Genomic DNA, 24,603 nt, shown 5'->3' on the forward strand with positions numbered 1-24,603 from the left:
ACCATGACCGAGATCCTCGTCTCCGCAGCCGCCCTGCGCACCGCCCTCGACGACGGGGCCTTCGCCGACGGCGGACCCGTCCGCGTGCTCGACGTGCGGTGGCGGCTCGACCGTCCCGACGGCCTGCCCGCGTATCGCGCGGGACACATCCCCGGCGCGCAGTACGTCGACCTCGACCACGACCTCGCCGCCCACGGCGCACCGGCCGAGGGACGGCATCCCCTCCCCCCGATCGAGACGCTGCGATCCGCCGCCCGCCGCTGGGGCATCGACCCCGGGGACACGGTCGTCGTCTACGACGACCTGAAGAACCTCTCGAGCGCCCGGGCCTGGTGGCTGCTGCGTCATGCCGGGGTGGCCGACGTCCGGCTGCTCGACGGGTCGCTGCGGGCCTGGACCGACGCGGGATTCACCCTCGAGCACGGGGATGCCGAGACCCCCGCACCCGGCTCGGTCGAGCTGACCTACGGGTCGCTGCCCGCGCTCGAACTCGACGCCGTCGCGGGGTTCGCCGAGTCGGGACTGCTGCTCGACGCCCGCGCCGGTGAGCGCTACCGAGGCGAGGTCGAACCCGTCGACCCGCGCGCGGGTCACATCCCCGGCGCGGTGAGCGCACCGACCACCGAGAACGTGGACGAGGACGGTCGCTTCCGCTCGCCCGACGAGCTGCGCGCGCGCTTCCGCCTGCTCGGCGCCGAGGACGGGATGGACGTGGGCGTCTACTGCGGCTCGGGCGTGACCGCGGCGCACCAGGCGGTCGCGCTCACCCTCGCCGGTTTCGAGCCCCGTGTCTTCGCGGGTTCGTGGAGTCAGTGGTCGAACCACCCCGACCTTCCCGCGGCGACCGGCCCCGACCCGCGCTGAGGCTCAGGCCCAGAGATCGCCGACCGGGATCTCTCGGCCCAGCACGTTCTGCGCGGCCCGATGGCCCGACAGCATCGCCCCCGGGACGGTCGCGGGGTCATCGCCCCAGGTCGCCTCGCCCGCGAGGTGCAGCACGCCGTCGATGGGCTCGGCGAGGTCGTCGTGGTCTGCGCCGACCGACCCCCGGCAGCATGTATGCGTAGGAGCCGCGCGAGAACGGGTCGTCCTGCCAGCGCGTCACGACGGCGCTCGTGGGGGCGGGCACCGCGTCGCCGTACAGCCGGCGCAGTTGCGCGAGGGTGGATGCCACGATCTCGTCGTCGCTCCAGGTGCGCGTGGCCACGGCGGCGGGTCCAGCGGCGAAGGTCAGCAGGGCCGGCTCGTCGTGCAGGCGGCCGAGGTCGTACCAGGAGTGCCACCACTCGCCCTCGTCGCCGAGCTGACGGATGCCGTAGACCCCGGCATCCCAGAACCGTTCCGCGAAGCGCAGCACGACCTTCTCGAACGCGTTCATGCGCAACAGGCTCAGCGCCCGGCTGTGCGTCTCGGGCAGAGCCGGCTCGAAGACCACGTCGCCGGCGTGCAGGACGCCGACGGGGACCGTGACCACGACGTCGGCGGCGGCGAAGACGCCCCGGTCCGTGTCGACCTCGACGCCGCCCGAGGTCCGACGGACGCGGGTGACCCGGTGCTCGCGCCGCACGTCGAGGCCCTCGGCGAAGCGGGTGGCGAGCTCGTCGTACCCGTTCGGGAAGACGACCTCGTCGCCGTTGACCGTGTCGTCGTCGAGGCCGTGGGCTCCCAGGCCGTCCATGCCGATGCCGTACTGCTCCTGGGCGCGGCGGTCGTTGTACTCGCGCACCCGTTCGGCGCGTTCGGCATCCCACCCCTGCTCGGCGAGGACCTGTTCGACGACTTCGCCGTACGTGGCGTCGGGCCCCGATCGCGCGATCACGTCGACGAGCGCGGCGTTGACCGTGCGGATGTCGTCGGCGTAGCCGCGGACCGCGGCCTCGTCGAGCCGCTCGCCCGTGGCGTCGAAGTACGTCAGGGGACGGGAGTCCGGCTGATACCCGCCGACGGTGAACTCCACCATCGGCATACCGAAGGCGCGCGCCGCCGCGGCGACCGGGCTGTCGTCGATGCCGTGGATCCACGACGCGCCGCGGTCCGTGATGTGACCGCCCGTGCGGTCGGTGAAGACACGTCCGCCGACGCGGTCGCGGGCCTCGAGCACGATCACGCGTCGACCCGCGCGGGCGATCAGTCGCGCGGCGGCGAGTCCCGCGACCCCGGCTCCGACGACGATCGTGTCGGCGCGGGCGGCGGCGGCGCGATCGGCGGTGCCGGCGGTGCTGTCGTCGGCGGTGCCGGGGGTGTCGGTGCCGGGGGTGTCGGGCGTGCTCATGTCTGCTCCCGCGTGCTCGTGGTTGTGCGACGCTAACGCGAGCGCGGGGTGCGCGGCATCCACCGATCTGGAGCGCGCGACGAGCGGGACTGGCCGCGGTGTACAGCCGTCAGGCGAGGGGCGCCTCTTCGTCGCGTCGCACCGGGGTGATGCCCTTGCGCCCGTACCGCAGCCAGAAGAACAGGTAGCACAGGCCCACGAACGGGATGCCGAAGTACAGCGCCGGCGCCTGATTGGGATCGAACGCGATCGCCACGATCGACGCCGTCAGCAGCACGAACGCCAGGATCGGCACGAGGGGGTAGAACGGGGTGCGGAAGGCGAGGGCCGCGGGGTCGCCCCCGTCGCGGACGTACGCGCGCCGGTGGAAGAACTGCGCCGCGACGATCGACATCCACACCGCGACGGCGGCAAAACCGGCGATCGACACCAGCACGAGGTACACCGTCTCGGCGGCGACGACGCTCGAGATCAGCGAGACCAGACCGATCGCCAGGCTCACCAGCAGAGCGATCATCGGGATGCCGCGGCGCGTGAGGCGCGTGAACGCCTTCGGCGCGTATCCCTCCTCGGCGAGCGAGAACAGCATCCGGGCGCACGAATAGAGGCCGCTGTTGCCGACGGAGAGGAGCGCGGTGATCACGACGAAGTTCATGATGTCGGCGGCGTAGGGCACGCCGACGTACTCGAAGACATCGACGAACGGGCTCGACGACAGCCCCGCCTGCTCGTAGGGCAGCAGGGCCGCGATGACGATGATCGAGCCCACGAAGAGCACCAGCAGACGCAGCACCGTGGAGCGCAGCGCGCGCGGAATGTTGCGGGCCGGGTCCTTCGTCTCACCCGCGGCCACCCCGACCAGCTCGGCGCCGCTGAAGGCGTAGAACACCGCGAGCGAGGTGATGAGCACACCGCCCAGGCCGGCCGGGAGCAGGCCGTCCGAGGTGACGAAGTTGCTCAGGCCGACCGCCGCGTGAGGCTCGGACGACAGCGGCGTGAAACCGAAGATCGCCATCGTCCCGAGCACGATGAGCGCCACGATCGCGACGACCTTGATGAGGGCGAACCAGAACTCGGTCTCGCCGAAGACGCGCGCCGAGATCGCATTGAGGGTGAACAGCACACCCGCGAACACGATGCACCACACCCAGACGTCGACGGTCGGGAACCATCGCTGCATGAGGATGCCGGATGCCGTGAACTCCGAACCGAGGGCGACCACCCAGCACAACCAGTACAACCAGGCGGTGGCGAAACCGGTCGCCGGCCCCATCGTGCGCGCGGCGTAGATGTGGATGGATCCCGAGACGGGATAGACCACCGCGAGTTCTCCGAGGCACACCATGACGAGCCACACGACGAACGCGCCCAGCAGGTACGCCAGCACGGCGCCCAGCGGTCCCGCCTGGTTGATCGTGTACCCCGAGCTGAGGAACAATCCCGACCCGATGACGCCGCCCAGGGCGATCATCACCAGGTGTCGCGCCTCCATGGCACGGCGCAGGCGGCGGGGGCCGCCCTCGCTCGCGGGGACGTCGACGGACGAATCGGTGGGACGACTCATGGGGAGACTCGCAATCGTGATCGAGCCCGGAGCCGAAGAGGCGTCCGGGCGACGCAGGTCACAGTAGTTCATGACGGCCGGGTCGATGCGCTCACTACGCTGATCGAGCCGGGTGACGCGCACGCTCACCTCGGGTGAGGTGCCGGGCCGAACCGGCGCGAGAGGGGACCGGGATGCCAGCAGCAGACGACGCGAAGACGGCCGAGCAGGCGGGCGGAACCGTCGGCGGCGGGGCCGGTCGTCCGGAGCGCGGCGTCGAGCGGAGTCTGGGGCCGTCGAGCCTGGCGGTGCACGGCGGTATCCGGCTCGACAGCACCCGCGCGTTGAAGACGCCACTGGTGATGTCGAACTCTTTCGCGCTGCCCGACGATCCGAGCGAGATCAGCTGGTCGGCCACCGCGCCGAACCTCTACACCCGCAACTCCGGCGTCAACCAAGTCGCTCTCGAACGCAAACTCGCCGCGCTCGAGCACGGCGAGGACGCCGTCGTCCTCGCGTCCGGTGTCGCCGCCCTGCACGCCGTGTTCTTCACGCACGTGCGCGCCGGGGATCACGTCGTCGTCAGCGACGTCGTGTACGAGGCCACGTGGCGGCTGTGGACCGAACTGCTCCCCCGGCGCTACGGCATCCAGGCCACCTTCGTCGATGTCACGGATGCGGATGCCGTGCGCGCGGCGCTGCGTCCCGAGACGGTGCTCGTGTGCGTCGAGGCGATCGCCAACCCCACGACGAAGGTCGCCGACATCGCCCTGCTCGCCGAGATCGCCCACGCCGCCGGTGCGGTGCTGATGGTGGACTCGACGTTCACGCCGCCGCCGTTCTACCGTCCGCTCGAGGACGGCGCCGACCTCGTCGTGCACTCGCTGACGAAGTACATCAACGGCCACGGCGACGCCATGGGCGGAGCGGTCGTGGGGCGCAGCGAGCTCATCGAGCCGATCAAGGCCGACGCGATGGTCGACGTCGGCGGGATCGTCTCGCCCTTCAACGCCTGGATGATCCAGCGCGGATCGGTCACGCTGCCGCTGCGGCTGCGTCAGCATTTCGCCTCGGCGCAGCGGGTCGCGGAGTTCCTCGAGGCGGACCGGAGGGTCGCCTTCGTCGCGTATCCGGGTCTGGAGTCCCATCCCGGGCACGAGGTCGCACGACGGCAATTCGGCGGACACGCGTACGGCGGCATGATGGCGTTCGCCGTCGAGGGCGATCCCGACGCGCAGAACCGTTTCGTGGCGCAGCTGCGGCTCATCACGTCCGGCTTCTCGCTCGGCCACGACGACAGTCTGATCGTGCACACCGCGGCGGACGGTCCGCGCACGGCGACGTATCCCGAGCCGTTCCGCCGCTACGGGCACCTGCGCCTGTCGGTGGGGCTGGAGGATGCCGAGGACCTGCTCGCCGATCTGGAGGCGGCGTTGGACGCGACGTTCCCCACCGCAGGCTGAGCGGGTTCACCGCTCCGGGAAGAGCTCGGCGAGCGTGCGGGGGACGCCCTGGTCGATGTTCGACGGAGCGCGGTGGCGCGCGCGGGCGAGGACATCGGGATGCGCGTTCTGCATCGCGTACGACCAGTGGGCGGCATCCATCATCTCGAGATCGTTCAGGTAGTCGCCGAAGGCGGCGGTCTGCTCCGGGGCGACTCGCAGTGCCTCTTGCAGAGCGCGAAGGGCGGTCCCCTTGTCGACGCCGGGGTTCATGATGTCGACCCAGTGCCGCGCCGACACGACGACGCGGTGCGTCGCGGCGATGTCGTCGAGGGCGCGTCCCACGCTCTCTTCGGCGAGGGCGTAGTCGTAGACGGCGATCTTGAGCACGTCGTCGTCGACGGCGAGCAGGTCGTCGACCGCTTCGAGGGCGGCGTAGTAGGTGGCCGCGTGGGCCGTGAAGTCCTCGTCGGTGCGTTCGATGTACGCCGAGCGTTTGCCGCACAGGACGACGCCGAGGTCGTAGCCGGCGGCGGAGAGGTCGCGCAGGTGGCGGATCGCGCGTTCGACGACGTCTCGCTCCAGGGCGAACGCGGCGACCTCGGCACCCTCGTGGACGACGTACGCGCCGTTCTCGGCGATGAACGACATGTCGTCCGACGCGTCTCCGAACGCCTGGCGCAGGGTGGCCAGCTGGCGTCCGGACGCCGGCACGAAGGCCACGTCTCGCGCGGCGAGGCGCGGCAGGACATCCCAGAGGGATGCCGGGATCCGGCCGTCGCCGTCGAGGAGCGTGCCGTCCATGTCGACGGCGACGAGGCGGATGTCGTGAGGCATGCGACCATCCTCGCAGGCGCCGCGGCGCGGGGCGGACGGGACGGGTTGAGGGCGCGGGGCGGAGGCGGGCGGGAGATAGCCCCGGGCCGGGGACGGACGTGACCCAGCCGCAGCATCAGAACGGGATCGGCTCGGAATCGGGCGGCGGCGACTCGTCCGGAAGGAACCGCACCGCCGGTGAGTACGGCAGAGGCTCGTCGGCGTACATCCGCCCCGACGGCGAGGTCCACTCGAGCACGCCGCCGGCTCGCTGGCGCACGCTCCATCGAGTGAACTGCTTCTGCGAGTGATGTCTTTGGCAGAGGTGTCCGAGATTGGCCACCTCGGTCCTGCCGCCTCGTGCCCATTCACGCGTGTGGTCGACCTCGCAGCGGATGGCCGGCACGGCGCACCCCGGCCACCGGCACCGTCGGTCCCGGGCGCGGAGGTGACGGTCGATCGCCGCGGTGCGATGGTAGGTGTCGGTCGACAGCACCTCACCGGTCACCGGGTGCGTCAGCACCCGGTCCCACGGCACGACGGTCGCCTCAGCCAACCTGCGGGCGGTGTCGATGTCGATCGGCCCGTGACCGACGAGCTCTGCCGGATCGAGGTTCTCGTCCTCCGGCCGCAGCACCGACAACGCCGGAACCACCACCTGAACCCGCGCCCGGATCGCACCCAGACCACCCGCCTCGCCGTCGGCGTGGGTCGGGTCGAGGGACGGGGCCGTCGTCAGGAGAAGATCCGCGAGGATGTCGGCGCGGATCTGGTCGGTGGTGCGTTCGTCGTCGCCGGAAATCCCCTCGGCCGTCGATTCCGCCCCGTCCACGCCCACCGCGCCGACACCGCCGCCGGACCCGCCGCCGGACCCGCACGAAACGGCGTCCGCCCCCTGCTCCCTCGCGTCGATCAGGGCCCGACTCTGCTGCGTCAGACGGTCGTAGATGCCCACCGCGAGCACCGTGGGCAGGGTGGCGATGAGGTCGGACATGCCGTCGACGCCCGTCACGATGCGCACGCAGCGCGTCTCGCGGCCCCGCCGGTGCCGTTCGGAGAGAGTGGTCGGCTGCAGCTTCTCGGCGACCGCCGCCAGGCGGGCGCGCAGGCGCCCGGGGCTGAGCTGCGGCCCGAGGGACGCGGCGATCGCGTCGAACTCGGCGCTCCGCTCTTCGGGCAGGGTCGACACGACGTCGGCGATGGCCCGCACGTGAGCCCGGGTCAGCGTTCCCGTTCCCCACGCCGCGAGAGTGACCGGCAGATCGTCGACGATCTGCATCGCGCGGCCGATGTGGGCCTGCACCGTGCGATCGGACAATCGCTGCGCCGCCGCGAGTTCGGACGCAATCTCGCGCAACGCCATGTCGGATGCGCGCTTCGTCGGGCGGTCGCCCGCCGCCGCGTCGAGCCCGTACTGTCCGAGCGCCGCGTAGGCGCGGGTGCGCCACACTTCGGCCGCCGCGAACGCCGCGTCCGCCGCGAGCGCGTCGGCGATCAGCGCCTGACGAGTGCGGGACCCGTCGGGAGCGGCAGGCGGAGGAGTCTCGGGTGACATGTCTGCATGCTAGCTCCGACCTCCGACATTGCCCCGGTCAGACGGACTTTCTTGTGCACAGACCAGCGCTCGAGCACCCCGTGGAGGAGGGGCGGGGACCCGGACCGCTCGGCCCGCGAGCCACTCGACCTATGAATCACGAAAGCGTGACGAGATCCTCTTCCGCTCCGTTACCTCACCGTTATAGAGTGTGATCACGGTAGTTGTTTTGCTGTGGCAGCTACCGACATGTGATTGCAGGACACTCTCGTGCAGGAAAGGGCCGGTCGGGAATCTCCCGACCGGCCCTTCATCCGTCCGCGACCATCCCCATCACCGATGCACCACCCCGCCCCGGCCCGGCCCGCCCCACCCCGCCCCGCCCCGCCCCGCCCCGGCGACGCAACCGAACAGCCCGTATCAGGCAGCCCCGGATGCCGACACCCCGACGACACGCGAGGATGAAACCGTGAAGGACGCAGACCTGACCGAACCCGACGGCCGCATCGTGCTGGTGCGGCACGGAGAGACCGAGTGGAGCCGCACCGGCCGCCACACCGGCCTCACGGACATCCCGCTGACCGAGACCGGGGCCTACAAGGCCGAGCTGGCGGGAACGCTGCTCGCGACCCGGCGCTACGACCTCGTTCTGACGAGCCCGCTGCAACGCGCCGTCGAGACCGCCACGCGCGCCGGCTACCCTCGGGCGCAACCCGAGCCGCGCCTGGTCGAGTGGGACTACGGCGCCTTCGAGGGCATGACGACTCCCGAGATCATCGAGCAGGTCGGGCACCCCTGGACGATCTGGCAGGCGGGCGCCCCGGCCGGCGCCACCCCCGGGGAGTCGATCGCCGAGGTCACGGCCCGCGCCGCCTCATTGCTGGACGAACTGCGCCCGCGCGTGCGCGCCGGCGAGCAGATCCTGCTGTTCTCGCACTCCCACTTCCTGCGCGCCCTGGCCGGCACCTGGCTGGGGCTGACCGCCGACGGGGGGCGCTACTTCGTCCTCGGCACGTCGGCGGTGAGCGAACTGGGCTTCGAGCACGGTTCCGAGGTCATCACGCAGTGGAACCACGTGCGCGGACGCTGAGGCACCCCGGATGCCGCCGAGGCGACCATCCGAAAATTCATCACGGAAATATAACGACGACCTCTTCCCCTCCGTTACCTCACCGTTATAGAGTGCTCGCACGGTAGTTGTTTTGCTGTGGCGGCTACCGACATGTGATTGCAGGACACTCTTGGTGCAGGGACAAGGGCCGGTCGGAAGCCTCTCCGACCGGCCCTTACTCTTTCGTCACCCGCGGCACACGGGATGCCACCGCCCCGCCGACCCACGCGATCCGGCCGAGCGGGCGGGGGACGGGGCCCGACGCCGCGACGCGACGCGGACCCCGTCCGCACCTGTCACCCGCGGCGAGCGCGCCGCCTCGCGATCGCGAGTCCCGCACCGACGGCGAGCAGCAGACCGGCCCCGAGAGCCCACGGCAGGAGGGCGGCGGCATCCCGTCCCGTCACGGCGAGCGGGGTGCGACCGGAACGATCCTCGGACCCCCCGAGCGCGTCGGCGGACCCGCTCGAGGACGCCCCCGCACCACCCGAGCCCGGAAGACCCGCCCCCGGCTGACCCGAACCCGGAAGACCCGCCCCCGGCTGACCCGAACCCGGGAGCCCAGACCCCGGCTGACCTGACCCCGGAAGCCCGGTTCCGGGATCACCCGGACCCGGTTCCCCCGGCTCGACCGACGCCGCGCCCACCGTAAACAGCGCGACCCGCGAGCGATCCACCGCACCGTAGGGGTCGGTCGAGCGCACGTACCAGCCGTGCTCGCCCTCGTCCGGCACCGGCCAGGTGGCCGACAGGATCGTGCCGCTGGGAACGTCCGAGAACGTCGCGATCTCGGTCGACCCCAGGACCTCGGCCGAGAACGCCTCGGTGCCCAGCGTCCGCTCGCGCGGCTCGATCCCCAGCTGGTCGTACGTCAGCTCGAACTCCTGCTGCGCGTACGGGTCGTCGGCCGGCCCGAGAAGGCTGGGCTCGTCCGAGTTGTAGCGATCGAGCGACGGCGAGTAGGTGCGCACCATCATGCGTTCGCCCTCGTTGTCGAAGTGCAGCAGTCGCAGATACCCCAGACCGCCCTCGGGCAGTCCCTGGTAGTCGAACAGCATCGAGTACACGGTGCGGTCGTCGACGCCGTCACCGTCGTCGTCGAACGCGTCGGTGCGCAGGAAGGCGTCGTGGTAGTGACCCGACATCACCATCCGCACGTTCGGGTTGGTCGCCACGACCTCGTCGAGCACGCGCTGCGGGATGGCTCCGAGCCCGCCTGTGGTGAGGATGAATTCGTGCTGGGCGACGATCGCGACGCGGTCGGGGTAGCGCTTCAGCACGTCGTTCATCCAGGCGATGGACGCGTCGTCGGGCAGCCACCCGGTGTACAGCATGAGGAAGTCGATGCCGCCGGCCGAGACGAGGTCGTAGTGGCCGCGGTTGTTCTCGTAGCTTCCGCCGTACCAGGGGTTGTCCGCGAATCGCTTCTCGCCGAAGTAGGTGCCGTAGTTCGTGTAGTCGCCGACGTCGTGACCCACGTCGTGGTTGCCGGCCAGCACACCGTAGGGAAGGCCCGCTCGGTCGAGTCGGTCGTACTGCACGGCGGCACGGTCCCATTGGGGGATGACGTCGTAGTCGTCGACGATGTCGCCCGTGTGGAACACGTACTGCAGGTTGAGCTCGTCACGACGGTCCAGGAAGTACGAGTGGATCGCCTCCTGGTGCTTATAGGGCTCACCCGCCATCTCGTTCTCGTTGTAGTACTGGGTGTCCGACTCCCACCCAAGGGTGAAGTCGTACTCCGAGCGCGGCACATCGCCGGCGTTGCGGGGTTCGACCGCGCTGTCACGCGTGCTGCGATCCGGCGCCGCGAAGCCCTCGGAGTGCTGCACGAGCATGCGCACGACCCCGTCGACGCGGTGGTCGTCGACCGAGACCACACCCTCGAGGGTGAAGGCCTCGTCGTCGGCGGCGGCCACGTGGCGAGCCACCTCGTCCCACCCCGACCCGTCGGGACGCTGGACCGACAACACGACCGTGGCACCGGCGTTCGCCCGCCCCGACCAGGTCGATCGCACATCGGCGCCGGCGTCGGCGTCATCCACCGCCACCTCGAACAACTGGTAGGGGAACGCCTCGGAGCTCGAGACGTCGGCGGTCGAACCGTCGACGGCGGCGAGGCCCTCGACCTGCTCCCGCGACAGCGTGCGCGCTTCGGTCCGCTCGACGGCGGCGGCATCCGCGACCGTTCCGGACCGCACCGCGACATCGCCGTCGGCGAGGTCGAGGCGGCGCCCCTCGAGGAACGCCACGTCGAGCGCGTCGCCCTGCGGGTCCTCGACCTTGGCCTGCAGCGTCACGTCGCCGGCGGCGACCTCCGCACCCTCGGCCGGCGAGAGCAGACCCGCACCCGGCTGCTCCGCGTACGTCTCGAAGGTCGCCGTCCACGTCGTGGAGTTGCCCACCGCGTCCGTCGCCACGACCTCGAACGCGTGATCGCCGGCAGCCAGGGTCAGCGACGAGGTCGTGAACGGCAGGGTGATCTCTCGACCGTCCAGCCGTGCGATGGTCGAGGCGACGCCCGAACCCGCGTCGCTGACCTGGGCGTCGAGGACGATCTCACCCCGGTAGGCGGTGCCGTCGAGAACCCGCGAGGTGACCACGGGAGCGGTGTTGTCGACGTGCACCGTCGCCGACACCGTCTCATCGCCGTCGCTCGCCGAGACGACGGCGTCGCCGTCGGCGCGGGCGGCCGTGTCCCAGGTGTGCGACACGGCGGAGTACGCGTCCTCGGGCACCGTGAAACGGGCGTCGAAGAAGTCGAGCTTGCCCGCACTGTCGCCCATGCGCAGCACCGACGTGGGATCGGCGTAGCCCGCGGGCGTGAGCGTGCGCCCGTCGGGCAGCACCAGTCGCAGGCCGCGGATCTCGAAGTCGTCGTTGTTCTCGTCGGGATCGATCTCGGGCGCCTTCTTGGTGCCCGCCCACACGCTGACCGTGAGGTCGCCGCCGCGCTGCAGGTAGTCCAGCGGCACGGGGGTCGCGATGGTCTCCCACCCCTCGGTGCCCTTGTCGAAGATTGTCAGCACGTCGTCGCCGATGCGCACGCCGTTCTTGAAGTAGTAGTTGACGTTGGTCGCTTCGAACACGAAGGTGGGGCGGCCCTCGAGACTCGGCGTCGTCTCGACGGCGGCACCGTCGATCGTCAGGGTCAGCGGGCTCGGATACGCGTCCCCGGATGCCACGACCTCGGTCGCTCCGCGCACGAACGCCCCCTCGGCGAGGTTCAGGCGCACGGGCGCGTCGGTGAGCCCGGCCACCGCCACCCGGCGCTCGGGCGTCGTGACGCTGTTCGCTCCGTCCGAGGCGGTCACGCGGTAGGCGTACCACCGCTTGCCGGTGAGGTCGACGGCCTTCACGGTGTGACGGAAGACCCCGCCGCCCGCGTCGGTGAGCGGGATGCGCAGGGGTTCGGCGTCGACGTCGTTGCGCAGCTCCAGCGTCGCGGTGCGCACCTGCACGTCATCGGCGAGGGCCAGGTCGACGACGAAGTCGGCACCCGGGGTGATCTCGGCGGCCGTCCGGTCGGTGACGGTGGGGGCGGTGGTGTCCATCGGAACGGCGACCGGGGCGGGGGCCACCTGATCGCTCTGCACCGCTCCCGGCGTCGCGGGCGCGAGGTCGAGCAGACGCTGCCGCGCGGGATCCTCGGAGGTCGTGTAGCGGATGCCCTTGTCGGCCTGGGTGTCGTCGCGTCCGTCGAGGTTGTAGAACGCCGCACTGACCGCGTAGCCGGTGTTCGTCGAGACCTGGATGCCGCGAGCGCTCCCGTTCGCCATGCCCGCCGAAGAGATCTCGACGAGCGAGGCGCCGGCGACCAGTGCGGTGCCGAACTGCCGGTTGAAGTCCGCGACGGTGAGCGCGTCGTTCGCGCCGTTCTTGATCCAGAAGACCAGGGTGCCGCGGGCCGGGATGACGACGTCGGCGGGCACGGCCGGCCAGCGGCTCACGGTTCCCTCGACCGGGTAGAGGTAGTCGATGGCGTAATCCGAGAAGTCGATCGGCGCCGCCGTGGCGTTGAACACCTCGATGAACTCGTACCCGTCGGAGCCTCCGACGTTCGCGGAGTCGGGCAGCAGCTCGGTGACCTGCAACGGCGCGCCCGCGGGGGTCGAGCCGGTCGGCGGCGTCGTCGTCGGGGTGGCGCTCGGCGTCGCCGTCGGGCCGGGGGTCGCGGTCGGCGTGGGCGAGGGGCCGGCGGGCCGGACGACGGCCTCGGGCAGCACGCTGCCGGGCGACGGCGCGGCGTTCACGCCGAAGACGTCCAGGCGTCGGGCGCCGGGGTCGGCGGGCAGGGCGAAGTGCGCGGCCAGATCGGCGCCGAAGGCACCGGCGGGGGCGTGCGACCACGACGACAGTTCTCCGCCGACGAGCACCCGGATCCCGCGGTTGCCGCCGTTGGCGAGACCGGGCTGGCCCGTGACCCGCACGACCTCGACGTCGGCGGCGACCTTGTGGAAGGCACGGAATTCTTCGATCGTGCGGATCGAGGTGTCGACGGATCCCGAGGTGTAGCTCACCCACAGCAGGGCCGTCTCGTGGGCGTCCAGCACCAGGGGCTCGGCGGTGAGCGGCACGTCGCGCGAGCGGTCGGTGGAGTCGTCGTACGAGTAGGCGAAGGTCACACCGGATGCCGCGAGGTCGACCGCGGCATCCGACACGTTGTGGACCTCGATGTACTCGAAGTTGTCGGCGCCGGTGTTGTCGGCGACGATCTCGGTCACCACGACCGCGGGCGCACCGAGCGCGGCGTGCGCGGCGGGGACGGCGAGGATCGGGGCGATCCCGGCGACCAGCGCGGTCGCGAGGGTTGCGGAAAGGACACGGGGATGCCGTGGGCGCATGGCGGAGCCACCTTCGTCTGGGGGGATGCTCCGACCATAGGAATCTCATCGGAGACGCACGTGAACGCTGACCGCCGGCCGGGTGACCGACGGGTGACGCGACGCGCTACCCGCGTGTGATACCCGCGCGCGGGGCTCGCCCGCCCCCATGAGCTCTATGGTTTAGGGATGACCGATCGACGCCTCGCCGTGCAAGCCTGGGAGAACCTCTTCCGCGCGCAGCACGAGGTGTTCGAGGACATCCGTTCGGACTTCGACGGCACCGAGCTCACGCAGGCCGAGTACGACGTGCTGCTCACGGTCACGCGTGCCCCGGGCATGACCGCGCGTCTGCGCGACGTCACGGGCAACATGCTGATCAGTCAACCGAGCGTTTCGCGACTGGTGGAGCGGATGGTCACGCGGGGGTTGCTGATCAAGTGCGCCGACCCCGAGGACGGTCGTGGCTCGCTCGTGACCGCCACCGAGGACGGGGCCGTCGTCTTCCGCCGCCTCGCGGCCGCCCACGGCCGCTCGATCGCCCAGCGGATGGCCCGCCTCGACAACGACGAGCTCGCACAGCTTCAGGCCCTCACGGCCAAACTGCGCGGCCGCGCCTGACCGTCCCCGCGGGCTACGCTCCCACGGGGACGACGCTCAGCACTCGATGACGTTGACGGCGAGGCCGCCCTCGCTGGTCTCTTTGTACTTCGTCGACATGTCGATGCCGGTCTGACGCATCGTCTCGACCACCGCGTCGAGCGAGACGTAGTGGCTGCCGTCTCCGCGCAGGGCCAGGCGTGCCGCCGTGACCGCCGTCGACGCCGCGATCGCGTTGCGCTCGATGCACGGGATCTGCACGAGACCCCCGACGGGATCGCACGTGAGCCCGAGGTGGTGCTCCATGGCGATCTCGGCCGCGTTCTCGATCTGCCGGTTGGTGCCGCCCATGACGGCCGTCAGGCCACCCGCCGCCATCGCGCAGGCCGAACCGACCTCGGCCTGGCAGCCACCCTCGGCGCCCGAGATCGAGGCGTTGGCCTTGAAGAGCGATCCCAGCGCCGTCGCGGTCAGCAGGAAGCGCCGGATGCCGCGACGCCGGTTGGCGTCGGCGACGTCCTCGTCGTCCCAGTGCGCCACCTCGGTCCGCGTCACGGCGTGGCCGTCGTATCCGAGCAGTGCGCTGCCGACGAGCTCGCCGTGCGGGGTGACGGCGTTGCCGACCCCGAGACCCGAATCCGCCAGGAACCGCCACCAGTACATCGCCACCGCGGGAAGGATGCCCGCCGCCCCGTTGGTCGGGGCCGTCACCACCCGACCGCCCGCGGCGTTCTCTTCGTTGACGGCCAGGGCGAAAGCCCCGAGCCACTCCCCCGGCAACTCGCGGTGCCCCTCGGCTTCGATCGCCTCGAGCTGCCCGCGGATGACCGATGCCCGCCGCTTGACCTTGAGGATGCCGGGCAGCACCCCGTCGTTGTGCAACCCCGCTTCGACGCAGGCGGCCATGGCATCCCAGATCCGATCCAGCCCCGCCGCGATCTCGTCGTCGGAGCGGAAGGCCTCTTCGTTGAGACGGGCGGCCTCGGCGATGGTGATGCCGCGTTCGTCGCACAACTCGATGAGAGTCGCGGCGTCGGCGAAGGCGAGGGGAAGCGGTGCCGTCGCGACGCGGGCGGGTTCGCCCTCTCGGCGGATGAACCCGCCGCCGATCGAGTAGAAGGTCTCTTCTGCCAGGACCAGGCCCTGCGCGTCGCGCGCGATGAGCGTCATCGCGTTGGGATGACCGGGAAGGCGCGTGCGCGGCTCGAGCGAGATGTCGGTCTTGGCGAAGGCGATCTCGTGCGCGCCGGCGAGCAGGAGGCTCTGCCCCTCGGGCCAGTCCGACCAGGCGCGCCGGACGGCGGCGGGGTCGACCGTCTCGGGCTCGAGGCCCTGGAGCCCGGCCACGACGGCGTCGGGGGTGCCGTGGCCGATGCCGGTGGCGCCGAGCGAGCCGTAGAGGGCGCACGAGACGGATGCCACCCGGGTCAGGGCGCCGTCGCCCCGCAGTCGTGCGGCGAATTCGAAAGCGGCCTTCATGGGGCCGACGGTGTGGGAGCTCGAGGGTCCGATCCCGATGGAGAACAGCTCGAACGCGGAGGTGTATGCGCTCATCCCGCCAGCGTACGACCCCGACCCGACACCGCGCGGACACCCGCGCGCCACGCCCGGGATGCACGCCGTTCGGGGCCGATTAGACGTCTCCGGTGGTCCCGGCTATGCTTGACCACGGCCTGCGCGCCGTTTCGCGCGGAGGCCCTGCGCCCGTAGCTCAATGGATAGAGCATCTGACTACGGATCAGAAGGTTAGGGGTTCGAGTCCCTTCGGGCGCACACTGTGTTGAGACAGTGACAAGCCCCGGCTGTGAAGAAATTCCAGCCGGGGCTTCTTCTCTGTTCGGATGCTGTGCGCCGGCATCGCACTGTGGCGGCAGGGCCGACTACGCCGATTCCTCGCCCGCGTGGGCGGCATCCATCCTCGTCGAGTGCAGTTGCAGGATCGCGACCGCCTCGTGGAGTGACCCGAGCGGCGTCTCGATCTCGTCGTAGTGATGGACGAAGCCGTTCGCGTCGCGCGCACTCACCGCCACGATCGCGTAGCCGGGGCGCGCCACGCGCGTCGTGCGTCCGAACCGTCGTCGCGCCATGCGAACCGCCTCTCGTCGCCGCCGAGGCTACCCACATCGGCGCCGGAGCGGCCGACGACACCCGGACGAGACGCCACCCGGGCGGGCGTGGGACGGGGACTCAGCGCGAGGCGGACTTCTTCTTCTTGCCGCTCTTGCCCTCGGCGGGCGGCTCGTCGGTCTCGACGTCGGGAATCTCGTCGGCGGCCGCCGCCTTCTCTTTCGCCCGACGCTTCGCCTGCGAAGCGAGGCGGGCGAGGTCGACCATGCGCAGGGCGTCCATGCGCGCCTTGCGCATCTGCGCGTACTCGGGATCGGCATCCGCCGTCATGCCCTCGACGTCGAGCCTCTTGGTCAGGTTGGCCTCGACATCGCCCCACGCGGCGATCCGCGCATCCGCGACCAGCTCGGCGACCCGGTCGGGGTCGTCGGCGAGTGCCCGCAGCTCTTTCGCGACACCGCGCGACTGCTTCGCCCGGCGACGCAGGTTGCGCGTGTCGCGATCGCGGTAGTCATGTGTCCCCGACGAGTCCGAGAAGCGACCCCAGGCGCGCTTGCGCTGGTGCGTCACGCGCTCGGCGGCCTGATCCTGCTCGTCGGCGAGCGCGCGGACGGTCGCGCGCGCGTACTCGCCGAACAGTTCGCCGTCGAAGTGCCCGCCGCGCGCGATGGTGTCGACGAGGATGCGGTTGCGCACCGCGAGTCGCGCCGCCGCTGTCGCGATGGACAGCCCTTCGGCGATGGCCTCTTTCGTGCGCCCCACGGGACCTCCCGCTCCAGGCTATCGTCCGGCGGGGTCGAGACGCGGTGCCGGCGGCGCTCAGGCGAGGGCGGCGACGACGGCCTCGACGCGGCGCGTGCGCGTTTCGGCCGCCTTCGCCGACGTCACCTTCGTCACGTGCGCCTTGCGCGCGCTCGGCGAGAGGGCGTCGAAGGCGCCCCGTGCCCCGGCCGCCGCCAGCGCCGCGGCGAGGTCGTCGGGAATCTCGACCGTGCGCGGCGCCGTGTCGAGCGTCAGCTCGACGGTGATGGCATCCCCGCCGGCGAGACCCGTCGCCGCGCGCTTGTCGGACGAGAACGGGATGAGGAACCGCCCGCCCATCACCCCGATGGTGCTCCGGTAGGAGTAGCCGTTCACGTCGACCAGCACCGCGGGGCGCTTGCCGCCGCCCAGCTGCTCCACGACGTCGGCGGGAACCTCGATGCCGGTGTTGTTGCCCGTCTGCGACAGGGTCGTCTCGAAACGCATGCGGCGAGTGTCTCAAAGCCGCGAGTACGTCACCACCCCGAAAAGCGCAATCCCCTCCGATCGCACCGGGGCCGCTCGTACCGTCGGAATCGTTGCGGAGGGCCTCGGAGAGTACTCGGGGGCCTTCTGTCGTATCCGGGTTCTACCCGAAGACGGCCCCTGCCCGCAAAGGGCAATCCGAACAGCGCATTGTCTCCGAAGATGTGAAAAGGCGCCCGAACGGTCGCTGTCAACACACTGGGAGGTTCACCATGAGCTCTTCACCCAACCGTCTCGTCGCCACCATCTTCGGCGCCGTCTACCTGCTCGTCGGCCTGCTCGGATTCGCCGTCACCGGCGGCGTCGGCTTCATCTCCGACCAGGGCGGCCTGCTCCTCGGCATCTTCGAGGTCAACCCGCTGCACAACGTCGCGCACCTGCTGATCGGTGCCGCGCTGCTCGTCGCCGGCCTGGCCAACGCCCGTGCCGCCAAGGGCGTCAACACCACGGTCGGCGCCGTCTACCTGCTGCTCGGCATCGTCGGCTTCTTCCTGGTCGGCACCGCCGCGAACATCCTCGCGCTGAACACCGCCGACCACTTCCTCCACCTCGCCAGCGCGGTCGTGCTGCTGGGTGTCGGTCTCGGCACCGAGCGCAGCATCCCGCGTACCGCGGCGGTCTGACGATGACTGCCGCGACCTTCGTGAGGTCGTGGCCCTCCGTATCCGCGTGGGGGGCCGGCCTCATCGTCGCCGCCCTCGGCGCGGGTGCGGTCGTCCGTGCCGATTCCGGGGCCGCCGCGCGCGGCCTCGGAGTCGGGATGGTCGTCCTGGGCCTGGCGGGCCTGGCATGGGGCGCCGCCGCCCTGTCGACCGGACGCTTCGTCCTCCCCCGGGCGACGCTGGCCGGCGTGCTGCTCGCCCTCGTGGCGACCACCGGCCTGATGTTCCTCGCCCCGGCGCACACCAGCATCATCGGCGTGGCCGCGGCATCCGTTCTGCTCGTCGTCGTCGGAGCGACCGCCGCGACGCATCTGCGTCGTCTGCGCCGCGATTCCGGCGCACCCCGCACCGCGCAGCCGATGAGCGTGATCGGCCTTCTCGTGGCCGCCGCCGTCGTCGCGGTGCTGGTCACCCCCGCTCTCGGCGCCACGCAGGACGCCGTGCTGTTGCGCGACGACGGCACCGTTCCTGTGATCTCGCACGAAGGTCACTGACCCGGCCGCCCTTCCCGCGCCCACCCGCTCAGACGGTGGCACGCTGGAAGGGTGACCGACGCGACCTACCCCTCCGCTCCCGGCTGGATCCAGTCGTTGCGGGGCAAGATCCTCGTCGCTCTCGCGGGCGACCCGACCGGGATGGCCCCGTACGTGCGCGCCATCGCCGACGGGGACGACACGGGCTACTTCGCCGAGAACGGCCCCGCGTGGACCGTGCACGCCGGAATGGGGACGCTGGTCGCCGGCATCCGTGCCCTGCTCCTGCAAGCCCTGCACCCCGGCGCCCTCGCGGGCGTGCACGACTGGTCCCGCTACCGTGAGGACCCCATCGGACGCCTCACGGGCACGGTGCGCTGGGTCATCACCCTCACCTATGGTTCCCGGACGCAGGCGGATGCCGAGACCCGCCGCGTCGGACGCTTCCATCAGCGCGTGAAGGGCGAATACCGTGCCGGCGACGGCTCGGAGCGCGCCTACACCGCCGAGGCGGCCGACCTGGTGCGCTGGGTGCACCTGGCGTTCACCGACGCCTTCCTCGCCGGGCACGAGGTGTCGCGCCAGCCGATCCCGGGCGGCGCCGACGGCTACGTCGCCGACTGGGCGACAGCGGGACGCCTGATGCGCGTCGTCGATCCGCCGCTCACCCGCGACGCCCTGCGCGCCGAGATCGACGGCTTCTACGACCGGGGCGAGCTGCGCGGCGACGAGCGGGTCGCCGACGTCGTCCGCTTCCTGCGCAAGCCGCCGTTCCCCGGGGTGATGGGCCTGTCGTACCGCGTGCTGTTCGCCGCGGCCGTGGCGACCATCCCGCGCCGCTACCGCAAGATGCTCGGGGTCAAGCGGTGGCCCCTGCCCGTGCTCGGGCTGACACGCCTCGTGCTGCGCATCACGGAACGGGCCCTCGGCTCAGGACCCCGCGCCCAGGACATGGCCCGGGTGCGTCTGCGCCGCCTGGAGCGTGAGACGCCGGAGGCGGCATGAGCGACGATCCCCGCCAGGCGGCCGAACGCTACCGTCTCGACCGCGCGCTGCGCGGGGCGGGGCTGGAACCCGAGCCCACGCGCTCGGCCCCGGAACGCGGATCCACCGCGGCCGAACGTGCGGCGTTCGTCGAGACGGCGATCCAGCAGGCGATCCGCCGCGGTGAGTTCGACGACCTGCCCGGCGCCGGAAAACCCCTCACCGGTCTCGGGGAGTCGCACGACCCCGACTGGTGGATCCGGCGCAAGATCGAGACCGAGCAGCTCACCGGCCTGGGGCCTCCGGCCCTCACTCTGCGGGTGGAGTACGCCGAGAGGGCGGAGCGCATGGATGCCATCGCGCGCGAGGCCGAGGTGCGCGACGCCCTCGAGGACTTCAACCGTCGGGTGATCGAGGCCCGTCGGCAGCTGTTGGGCGGCCCGCCCGTCGTGACGCCGACGGTGGACGTGGATGCCGAGGTGGCGGCCTGGGCCGAGCGACGCCGGGCCCGCGAGGCGGCCGCCGCGATCGAGGCTCCCGCGCCGCGGCGGCGATGGGGCCGGCGCGGGCGCTGAGGTCCTGAGACGTCGAGGAGTCCGGGGACCCGCGAGGTCAGAGCGCGGCGAGGGCCTCGGCGCGCTCGACCAGGGCCCGGGCCCGCGCCAGAGTCGGGGCGTACGAGCCGTCGACGGGACCGTCGGGCGTCGCGCCCAGCAGCGCACGGGCCCGCTCGACCTCGTCCGGCGCGGGGGTGAACCCCGCGTGAGCGCCCGCGACGGCGGCATCGTGCAGGGCGAGCGTCCCGGTGAAGCCCATCGCCACGGCGTGCGTCGCGGCATCCCGCGCCTGATCGACCGCGCCGCACGGACCGTCGATCGGGCCCGCGATCCCCGCGGCGGCCGAGGCGACCACGAGCTGCGCCCGCGGCCACGAGAGCGCCAGGCGGTCGGCGCCCATGCCCGTGTCGCGACGGAAGTCACCCGTTCCGAACGCCAGGCGGCGCGTCGCCGGGTGGGCGGCGATCGCGGGGGCTACCAGCAGGGCTGCCGCCGACTCGATCATCGCGACCACGGGGACGCCCTCGGGAAGGGATGCCGCGACGTGGGCGACGTCGTCGGGTCCGGCGCACATCGCGAGCACCACCCCCGCGAGTCGATCGTCGAGCTCGCGTCCGAGGGCGAGATCGTCCTCGCCGTCGCGCGTGCCCGCGGCGCTGATGCGCAGCCACACGGGCGACTCGGCGGCCGCCCGACGCGCGCGATCCCGTCCCTCGGCCTTGCGACCGGCGGGCAGCCCGTCCTCGAGGTCGAGCACGAGCACGTCGGCCGCGGTCTCGAGGCCGCCCGCGAGCGGCGAGCGGAGCATCCACGTGCGCGCGAGCGCGACACGCGCAGGGGCGGGGGCGGCCGAAGCCGCCCCCGCCGGGGTGTGCGCGAGGGTCACGAGCGGCTCCGGGCCGCCGCCTCCGCTTCCGCCTGAGCGCGGAAGGCGTTGAGCGCCTGGGTGTCGACCGGCGCGGGACCGGTTCCGGCCTCGAGCGACGCCTGCTCCTTGGCATCCGCCGACGGAGTGGCCGAGTGGTCGTGACCGGTCAGGAGCGACTCGTCGAAGGGGATCTGACCCGCCAGCACCTGACGGACGCGCTCGCCGTCGTACTGCTTGGTCCAGACACCGATCAGCATGGTCGCGACCGCGTTGCCGGTGAAGTTGGTCACGGCGCGCGCCTCGGACATGAAGCGGTCGATGCCGACGATGACGCCGACGCCGTTGACCAGGTCGGGACGGTAGGCCGACAGACCGCCCGCGAGGGTGGCGAGTCCGGCGCCGGTGACGCCCGCGGCACCCTTGGAGGCGATGATCATGAAGATCATCAGGCCGATCTGCTCGGGGATCGACATCGGCGTGCCCATCGCGGAGGCGATGAACAGCGACGCCATCGTCAGGTAGATGGCCGTGCCGTCGAGGTTGAACGAGTAGCCGGTCGGGACGGTGATGCCGACGACGGGCTTGGACACGCCCAGGTGCTCCATCTTGGCGATCAGGCGGGGCAACGCGGCCTCGGAGGACGAGGTGCCGACGATGAGCAGGTACTCGCGGCCGAGGTACTTCATCAGGGTGAAGATGTTGACGCGGGTGACCGCGTAGAGCAGCACGCCCAGCACCAGGGTGATGAAGAGGAAGCACGTGAGGTAGAACGCACCCATCAGGATGCCGAGGCTGATCACGGCCTGGAAACCGGTCTTGCCGACGACCGCGGCGATCGCGCCGAAGGCACCGATCGGGGCGAGCCACAGGATCATGCCGAGGATGCGGAAGACGAGCGCCTGGAAGTTGCGGATCCCTTCGACCATGCGCGCGCCGCGCTCGCCCATGCCCTGCAGGGCGAAGCCGACGAGCAGGGCGATGAAGAGAACCTGCAGGATGCTGCCGCCGGTGAAGGCCGAGAAGAACGTGGTCGGGATGATGCCGAGGATGAACTCCTGCGTGGTGGTGGCCTCGGGAACGGCGTCGTACTGCGCACCGGCGATGTTCAGCCCCTCGCCGGGGTGGATGATGTTGCCGACGATCAGGCCGATGATCAGCGCGAACGACGACATGACCAGGAAGTAGATCATCGCCAGGCCGCCGATCTTGCCGACCGTCGACGCCTTGGCGATCGAGCCGATGCCCACGACGATCGTGCAGAAGATGACCGGGGCGATCATCATCTTGATGAGGTTGACGAAGCCCTTGCCGAGCGGCTCGAGGGTCGTGGCGAAGGCCGGGGCGACGAGGCCCACGACGATGCCGCCGACGACGGCGACGATGACGGCGATGTAGAGCCAGTGGTTGCGGTCGATCTTCTTACGCGGCCGACCGTCGCGAGTGGTGCGGAGTGAGAGAGCCATCAGCGCCTATCCCTTTCCTAACGTCTTCGTTGTCCGGCGGAGGCGCCGGGTGGATGTCACGACTGTGGTCGACGGCGAGCGCGGTGACGATTTGTGGTCGTATTGTTCACGGCAGGCGCGACGAAGGGCGGTGAGCATGCGGCTGAGTGTGGGCGGACGGCTGGCGCTGGTATCGCTCGGCGTCGTCATCCTGGTCGCGGGCGTTCTCGCGGCCCTGCTGTCCGTGCAGCTGAGCGACTCGGGTCAACGCGAGGCCGAGAAGGTCACGCGATCGGTGGCCGAGACCATCGCGCACGAACCCGATGTCGCGCAGCTCGCCGCCGTCGGCGACTCCGACACCCTGCAGCCCATGGTCGAGCAGATCCTCGCCGAGGCCGACGTGTCGTTCGTCACGATCATGACGCCCGACGGCATTCGTCTGACCCACCGCAACCGCTCCGAGATCGGCGACCCGTACCTGGGGTCGCGCGACGAGGCCCTCGCGGGGCGCACGTTCACCGAGGTGTACGAGGGGACCCTCGGACCGTCGGTGCGCACGATCGCGCCGATCCGTCAGGACGGCTCCGAAGAGGGACCCATCGTCGCGCTCGTGTCGGTGGGCGTGACCCTCGGCGCCGTGCAGCAGGACATCGCCGCTCGCGCACCGCTCATCGTCTTGGCATCCGCCGCGATCGTGGGCATGGGCGTGCTGGGCGCCCTCTACGTCCGCCGCAGCGCGCGACGCGTCACCGGGTCGTACACGCCCACCGAGCTGTCGCGTCTCGTCGAGAGCTACGAGACGGTCCTGCACTCGCTGCGCGAGGGGCTGGTCGTCACCGATCGATCGGGGCGCATCGTGCTGTACAACGACGAGGCCGCCGACCTGCTGGGCCTTCCGCCGGCGACGAGCGGACAGGTCTCGCTGGACCCGCGTGCGGTCGACATGGATGCCGGTCTCGCCGAGGCCATCGCGACCGGGCGGCGCATGGTCGAAGAGACCGTCGTCACCGGCGATCGCGTGCTGCTGGTCAACCAGGAGGAGGCGCGCGACCTCAACGGCCGACGTGCTCCCCAGCGCGGACGGGTGATGACCCTGCGCGACCGCTCCGAGCTGCAGGCGCTCCTGGGCGAACTGGAGGGCGTCCGCACGCTGAGCGACACCCTGCGCTCGCAGACGCACGAGCACGGCAATCGGCTGCACGCCCTGCTGGCGCTGCTCGAACTGGGCCGCACGGACGAGGCGCGGCGCTTGATCGTGGCATCCACCGGGGAGAGACAGGAGCTCGCCGACCGCCTGGTCTCGGACGACGACGCCACCGTCGTGGCGCTGCTGCTCGGCAAACTCGACGACGCCGCCGAGCGCGGCGTGCGCCTCGACATCGACGTCGCCGAACCCACCCCGGCGCTCCGCCTCGCCGCGGCCGAGGCGGTGACCGTCGTCGGCAACCTCGTCGACAACGCCCTGGATGCCGCGGCCGCCGGCGCCGAACCCCGCTGGGTCCGCGCGACACTGCGCGACGGCGGCGACGACGTCGTCATCGAGATCGCCGACAGCGGTCCCGGTTTCGACCCGACCCTCGTCGATCCCTTCGCTTTCGGCGCGTCGACCAAGACCGCGCACGCGCCCGGCGGGCGGGGAGTGGGCCTGACGCTCGTGCGCGACATCGTCGCCACGCGCGGGGGGACGCTGCAGGTCACGGACGCGCCCACCACCGTGCGCGTCTTCCTCCCCGCCGTCGCACCGGCGGTCGGCCCGTGATCCGGGTGCTGGTGGTCGACGACGACGCCCTCGCCCTCGAACTGCACGCGGCCTACGTCGAACGGGTGCCGGGGTTCGAGGTCGCCGGGCAGGCGTCGGGCGCGCGCGCCGCACTGACGGCGATCACCGACCCCGGGCGGCGCGTCGACCTGGTGCTGCTCGACATGACCATGCCCGACGGCGGGGGCCTCGACGTCGCGCGACGCGTGCGGGCGATGGGATCGGGGGTCGACATCATCGCGGTCACGGCGGTGCGGGATGCCGCGACTGTCCGCGCCGCGGTGTCGACCGGCGTCGTGCAGTACCTGATCAAACCGTTCGCGTTCGCGGCGTTCCGCGAGCGCGAACGGTTTGATCAGGTAC

Annotated in this window: 22 protein-coding genes and 1 tRNA gene; 11 read left to right on the top strand and 12 right to left on the bottom strand. The window is 71.3% G+C overall.

The window, feature by feature from the left end; all coding sequences use genetic code 11:
• The first annotated feature begins 3 nt into the window (after nt 1–3).
• Nucleotides 4–864 carry a sulfurtransferase gene (locus DC432_RS08345; RefSeq protein ID WP_116537458.1) on the top strand — a complete coding sequence of 287 codons (861 nt, stop codon included), beginning with the start codon at nt 4–6 and terminating at the stop codon, nt 862–864.
• A 3-nt stretch (nt 865–867) separates the two neighbouring features.
• Here the strand turns inward: DC432_RS08345 and DC432_RS16900 are convergent, their stop codons facing one another.
• The 3 genes from DC432_RS16900 to DC432_RS08360 form a co-directional block, all read right to left on the bottom strand.
• Nucleotides 868–999: an FAD-dependent oxidoreductase gene (locus DC432_RS16900; RefSeq protein ID WP_243393075.1), complete on the bottom strand. Its 132-nt coding sequence runs from the start codon at nt 997–999 to the stop codon at nt 868–870.
• Nucleotides 962–2,272, bottom strand: coding sequence for a flavin monoamine oxidase family protein (locus tag DC432_RS08355; protein WP_116537460.1), 1,311 nt, complete (start codon nt 2,270–2,272; stop codon nt 962–964). The genes DC432_RS16900 and DC432_RS08355 overlap by 38 nt, the downstream gene beginning before the upstream one ends.
• Before the next feature lie 109 nt (nt 2,273–2,381).
• Complete coding sequence (locus DC432_RS08360) at nt 2,382–3,836, bottom strand: amino acid permease (protein WP_116537461.1); 1,455 nt, start codon at nt 3,834–3,836, stop codon at nt 2,382–2,384.
• 173 nt (nt 3,837–4,009) lie between these two features.
• Between DC432_RS08360 and DC432_RS08365 the strand changes: the two genes are divergently transcribed.
• The gene (locus tag DC432_RS08365) at nt 4,010–5,278 is read left to right on the top strand and encodes a trans-sulfuration enzyme family protein (RefSeq protein ID WP_116537462.1); all 1,269 of its coding nucleotides are present in this window, start codon (nt 4,010–4,012) and stop codon (nt 5,276–5,278) included.
• A 6-nt stretch (nt 5,279–5,284) separates the two neighbouring features.
• On the opposite strand, the gene DC432_RS08370 is transcribed toward DC432_RS08365, so the two are convergent.
• Both DC432_RS08370 and DC432_RS08375 read right to left on the bottom strand, forming a co-directional pair.
• Complete coding sequence (locus DC432_RS08370; protein ID WP_116537463.1) at nt 5,285–6,094, bottom strand: Cof-type HAD-IIB family hydrolase; 810 nt, start codon at nt 6,092–6,094, stop codon at nt 5,285–5,287.
• Between the two features lie 115 nt (nt 6,095–6,209).
• Nucleotides 6,210–7,628 (bottom strand): HNH endonuclease signature motif containing protein, encoded by a 1,419-nt coding sequence (locus DC432_RS08375; RefSeq protein ID WP_116537464.1) that lies wholly within the window; start codon nt 7,626–7,628, stop codon nt 6,210–6,212.
• Nucleotides 7,629–8,076: 448 nt separating this feature from the next.
• Between DC432_RS08375 and DC432_RS08380 the strand changes: the two genes are divergently transcribed.
• Nucleotides 8,077–8,697, top strand: a complete 621-nt coding sequence (locus tag DC432_RS08380; protein WP_116537465.1) for a histidine phosphatase family protein — start codon at nt 8,077–8,079, stop codon at nt 8,695–8,697.
• Between the two features lie 317 nt (nt 8,698–9,014).
• Here the strand turns inward: DC432_RS08380 and DC432_RS08385 are convergent, their stop codons facing one another.
• On the bottom strand, nt 9,015–13,562 hold the full coding sequence (locus DC432_RS08385) for a metallophosphoesterase (protein WP_116537466.1): 4,548 nt from the start codon (nt 13,560–13,562) through the stop codon (nt 9,015–9,017).
• Between the two features lie 168 nt (nt 13,563–13,730).
• On the opposite strand from DC432_RS08385, the gene DC432_RS08390 reads away from it, so the two are divergent.
• Nucleotides 13,731–14,162 carry a MarR family winged helix-turn-helix transcriptional regulator gene (locus DC432_RS08390; RefSeq protein ID WP_116537467.1) on the top strand — a complete coding sequence of 144 codons (432 nt, stop codon included), beginning with the start codon at nt 13,731–13,733 and terminating at the stop codon, nt 14,160–14,162.
• A gap of 36 nt (nt 14,163–14,198) precedes the next feature.
• On the opposite strand, the gene DC432_RS08395 is transcribed toward DC432_RS08390, so the two are convergent.
• Nucleotides 14,199–15,695: an L-serine ammonia-lyase, iron-sulfur-dependent, subunit alpha gene (locus tag DC432_RS08395; RefSeq protein ID WP_116537468.1), complete on the bottom strand. Its 1,497-nt coding sequence runs from the start codon at nt 15,693–15,695 to the stop codon at nt 14,199–14,201.
• A gap of 146 nt (nt 15,696–15,841) precedes the next feature.
• On the opposite strand from DC432_RS08395, the gene DC432_RS08400 reads away from it, so the two are divergent.
• Nucleotides 15,842–15,914: transfer RNA gene (locus tag DC432_RS08400), tRNA-Arg, on the top strand.
• A 107-nt stretch (nt 15,915–16,021) separates the two neighbouring features.
• On the opposite strand, the gene DC432_RS08405 is transcribed toward DC432_RS08400, so the two are convergent.
• The 3 genes from DC432_RS08405 to DC432_RS08415 all read right to left on the bottom strand — a co-directional run bounded on the left by DC432_RS08405 (nt 16,022) and on the right by DC432_RS08415 (nt 17,456).
• Complete coding sequence (locus DC432_RS08405) at nt 16,022–16,228, bottom strand: hypothetical protein (RefSeq protein ID WP_108317148.1); 207 nt, start codon at nt 16,226–16,228, stop codon at nt 16,022–16,024.
• A gap of 100 nt (nt 16,229–16,328) precedes the next feature.
• The gene (locus DC432_RS08410) at nt 16,329–16,970 is read right to left on the bottom strand and encodes an asparagine synthase (protein WP_243393076.1); all 642 of its coding nucleotides are present in this window, start codon (nt 16,968–16,970) and stop codon (nt 16,329–16,331) included.
• A 57-nt stretch (nt 16,971–17,027) separates the two neighbouring features.
• Nucleotides 17,028–17,456: a YdeI/OmpD-associated family protein gene (locus tag DC432_RS08415; protein WP_116537469.1), complete on the bottom strand. Its 429-nt coding sequence runs from the start codon at nt 17,454–17,456 to the stop codon at nt 17,028–17,030.
• Between the two features lie 251 nt (nt 17,457–17,707).
• Here DC432_RS08415 and DC432_RS08420 point away from each other — a divergent pair, with 251 nt between their 5' ends.
• From DC432_RS08420 to DC432_RS08435, 4 genes are read left to right on the top strand one after another with little or no spacing between them, the layout of a single operon-like run.
• Nucleotides 17,708–18,118, top strand: coding sequence for a DUF4383 domain-containing protein (locus tag DC432_RS08420; RefSeq protein ID WP_116537470.1), 411 nt, complete (start codon nt 17,708–17,710; stop codon nt 18,116–18,118).
• A 2-nt stretch (nt 18,119–18,120) separates the two neighbouring features.
• Nucleotides 18,121–18,651 (top strand): hypothetical protein, encoded by a 531-nt coding sequence (locus DC432_RS08425; protein WP_116537471.1) that lies wholly within the window; start codon nt 18,121–18,123, stop codon nt 18,649–18,651.
• Nucleotides 18,652–18,702: 51 nt separating this feature from the next.
• The gene (locus DC432_RS16785) at nt 18,703–19,635 is read left to right on the top strand and encodes an oxygenase MpaB family protein (RefSeq protein ID WP_108317144.1); all 933 of its coding nucleotides are present in this window, start codon (nt 18,703–18,705) and stop codon (nt 19,633–19,635) included.
• A complete protein-coding gene (locus DC432_RS08435) occupies nt 19,632–20,189 on the top strand; it encodes a DUF1992 domain-containing protein (protein WP_116537472.1) in 558 nt (185 codons plus the stop codon). The genes DC432_RS16785 and DC432_RS08435 overlap by 4 nt, the downstream gene beginning before the upstream one ends.
• Nucleotides 20,190–20,226: 37 nt before the next feature.
• Here the strand turns inward: DC432_RS08435 and DC432_RS08440 are convergent, their stop codons facing one another.
• Nucleotides 20,227–21,057 (bottom strand): HpcH/HpaI aldolase/citrate lyase family protein, encoded by an 831-nt coding sequence (locus DC432_RS08440; protein WP_116537473.1) that lies wholly within the window; start codon nt 21,055–21,057, stop codon nt 20,227–20,229.
• A complete protein-coding gene (locus tag DC432_RS08445; protein WP_116537474.1) occupies nt 21,054–22,502 on the bottom strand; it encodes a cation:dicarboxylate symporter family transporter in 1,449 nt (482 codons plus the stop codon). The genes DC432_RS08440 and DC432_RS08445 overlap by 4 nt, the downstream gene beginning before the upstream one ends.
• Nucleotides 22,503–22,638: 136 nt before the next feature.
• Between DC432_RS08445 and DC432_RS08450 the strand changes: the two genes are divergently transcribed.
• Both DC432_RS08450 and DC432_RS08455 read left to right on the top strand, forming a co-directional pair.
• On the top strand, nt 22,639–24,240 hold the full coding sequence (locus DC432_RS08450; protein WP_243393078.1) for a sensor histidine kinase: 1,602 nt from the start codon (nt 22,639–22,641) through the stop codon (nt 24,238–24,240).
• On the top strand, nt 24,237–24,603 hold a 367-nt coding region (locus tag DC432_RS08455; protein WP_116537476.1), incomplete at its 3' end, for a response regulator. The genes DC432_RS08450 and DC432_RS08455, both read left to right, overlap by 4 nt.

Source organism: Microbacterium testaceum (genome assembly GCF_003075375.1).
Taxonomy (GTDB): Bacteria; Actinomycetota; Actinomycetes; order Actinomycetales; family Microbacteriaceae; genus Microbacterium; species Microbacterium testaceum_E.

What these genes read in the sequence shown, in the direction of transcription:
- DC432_RS08345 (WP_116537458.1), top strand. Translation starts at nt 4, where the DNA reads ATGACCGAGATCCTCGTCTCCGCAGCCGCCCTGCGCACCGCCCTCGAC.
- DC432_RS08355 (WP_116537460.1), bottom strand. Translation starts at nt 2,272, where the DNA reads ATGAGCACGCCCGACACCCCCGGCACCGACACCCCCGGCACCGCCGAC.
- DC432_RS08360 (WP_116537461.1), bottom strand. Translation starts at nt 3,836, where the DNA reads ATGAGTCGTCCCACCGATTCGTCCGTCGACGTCCCCGCGAGCGAGGGC.
- DC432_RS08365 (WP_116537462.1), top strand. Translation starts at nt 4,010, where the DNA reads ATGCCAGCAGCAGACGACGCGAAGACGGCCGAGCAGGCGGGCGGAACC.
- DC432_RS08370 (WP_116537463.1), bottom strand. Translation starts at nt 6,094, where the DNA reads ATGCCTCACGACATCCGCCTCGTCGCCGTCGACATGGACGGCACGCTC.
- DC432_RS08375 (WP_116537464.1), bottom strand. Translation starts at nt 7,628, where the DNA reads ATGTCACCCGAGACTCCTCCGCCTGCCGCTCCCGACGGGTCCCGCACT.
- DC432_RS08385 (WP_116537466.1), bottom strand. Translation starts at nt 13,562, where the DNA reads ATGCGCCCACGGCATCCCCGTGTCCTTTCCGCAACCCTCGCGACCGCG.
- DC432_RS08390 (WP_116537467.1), top strand. Translation starts at nt 13,731, where the DNA reads ATGACCGATCGACGCCTCGCCGTGCAAGCCTGGGAGAACCTCTTCCGC.
- DC432_RS08395 (WP_116537468.1), bottom strand. Translation starts at nt 15,695, where the DNA reads ATGAGCGCATACACCTCCGCGTTCGAGCTGTTCTCCATCGGGATCGGA.
- DC432_RS08405 (WP_108317148.1), bottom strand. Translation starts at nt 16,228, where the DNA reads ATGGCGCGACGACGGTTCGGACGCACGACGCGCGTGGCGCGCCCCGGC.
- DC432_RS08415 (WP_116537469.1), bottom strand. Translation starts at nt 17,456, where the DNA reads ATGCGTTTCGAGACGACCCTGTCGCAGACGGGCAACAACACCGGCATC.
- DC432_RS08420 (WP_116537470.1), top strand. Translation starts at nt 17,708, where the DNA reads ATGAGCTCTTCACCCAACCGTCTCGTCGCCACCATCTTCGGCGCCGTC.
- DC432_RS08425 (WP_116537471.1), top strand. Translation starts at nt 18,121, where the DNA reads ATGACTGCCGCGACCTTCGTGAGGTCGTGGCCCTCCGTATCCGCGTGG.
- DC432_RS08435 (WP_116537472.1), top strand. Translation starts at nt 19,632, where the DNA reads ATGAGCGACGATCCCCGCCAGGCGGCCGAACGCTACCGTCTCGACCGC.
- DC432_RS08445 (WP_116537474.1), bottom strand. Translation starts at nt 22,502, where the DNA reads ATGGCTCTCTCACTCCGCACCACTCGCGACGGTCGGCCGCGTAAGAAG.
- DC432_RS08450 (WP_243393078.1), top strand. Translation starts at nt 22,639, where the DNA reads ATGCGGCTGAGTGTGGGCGGACGGCTGGCGCTGGTATCGCTCGGCGTC.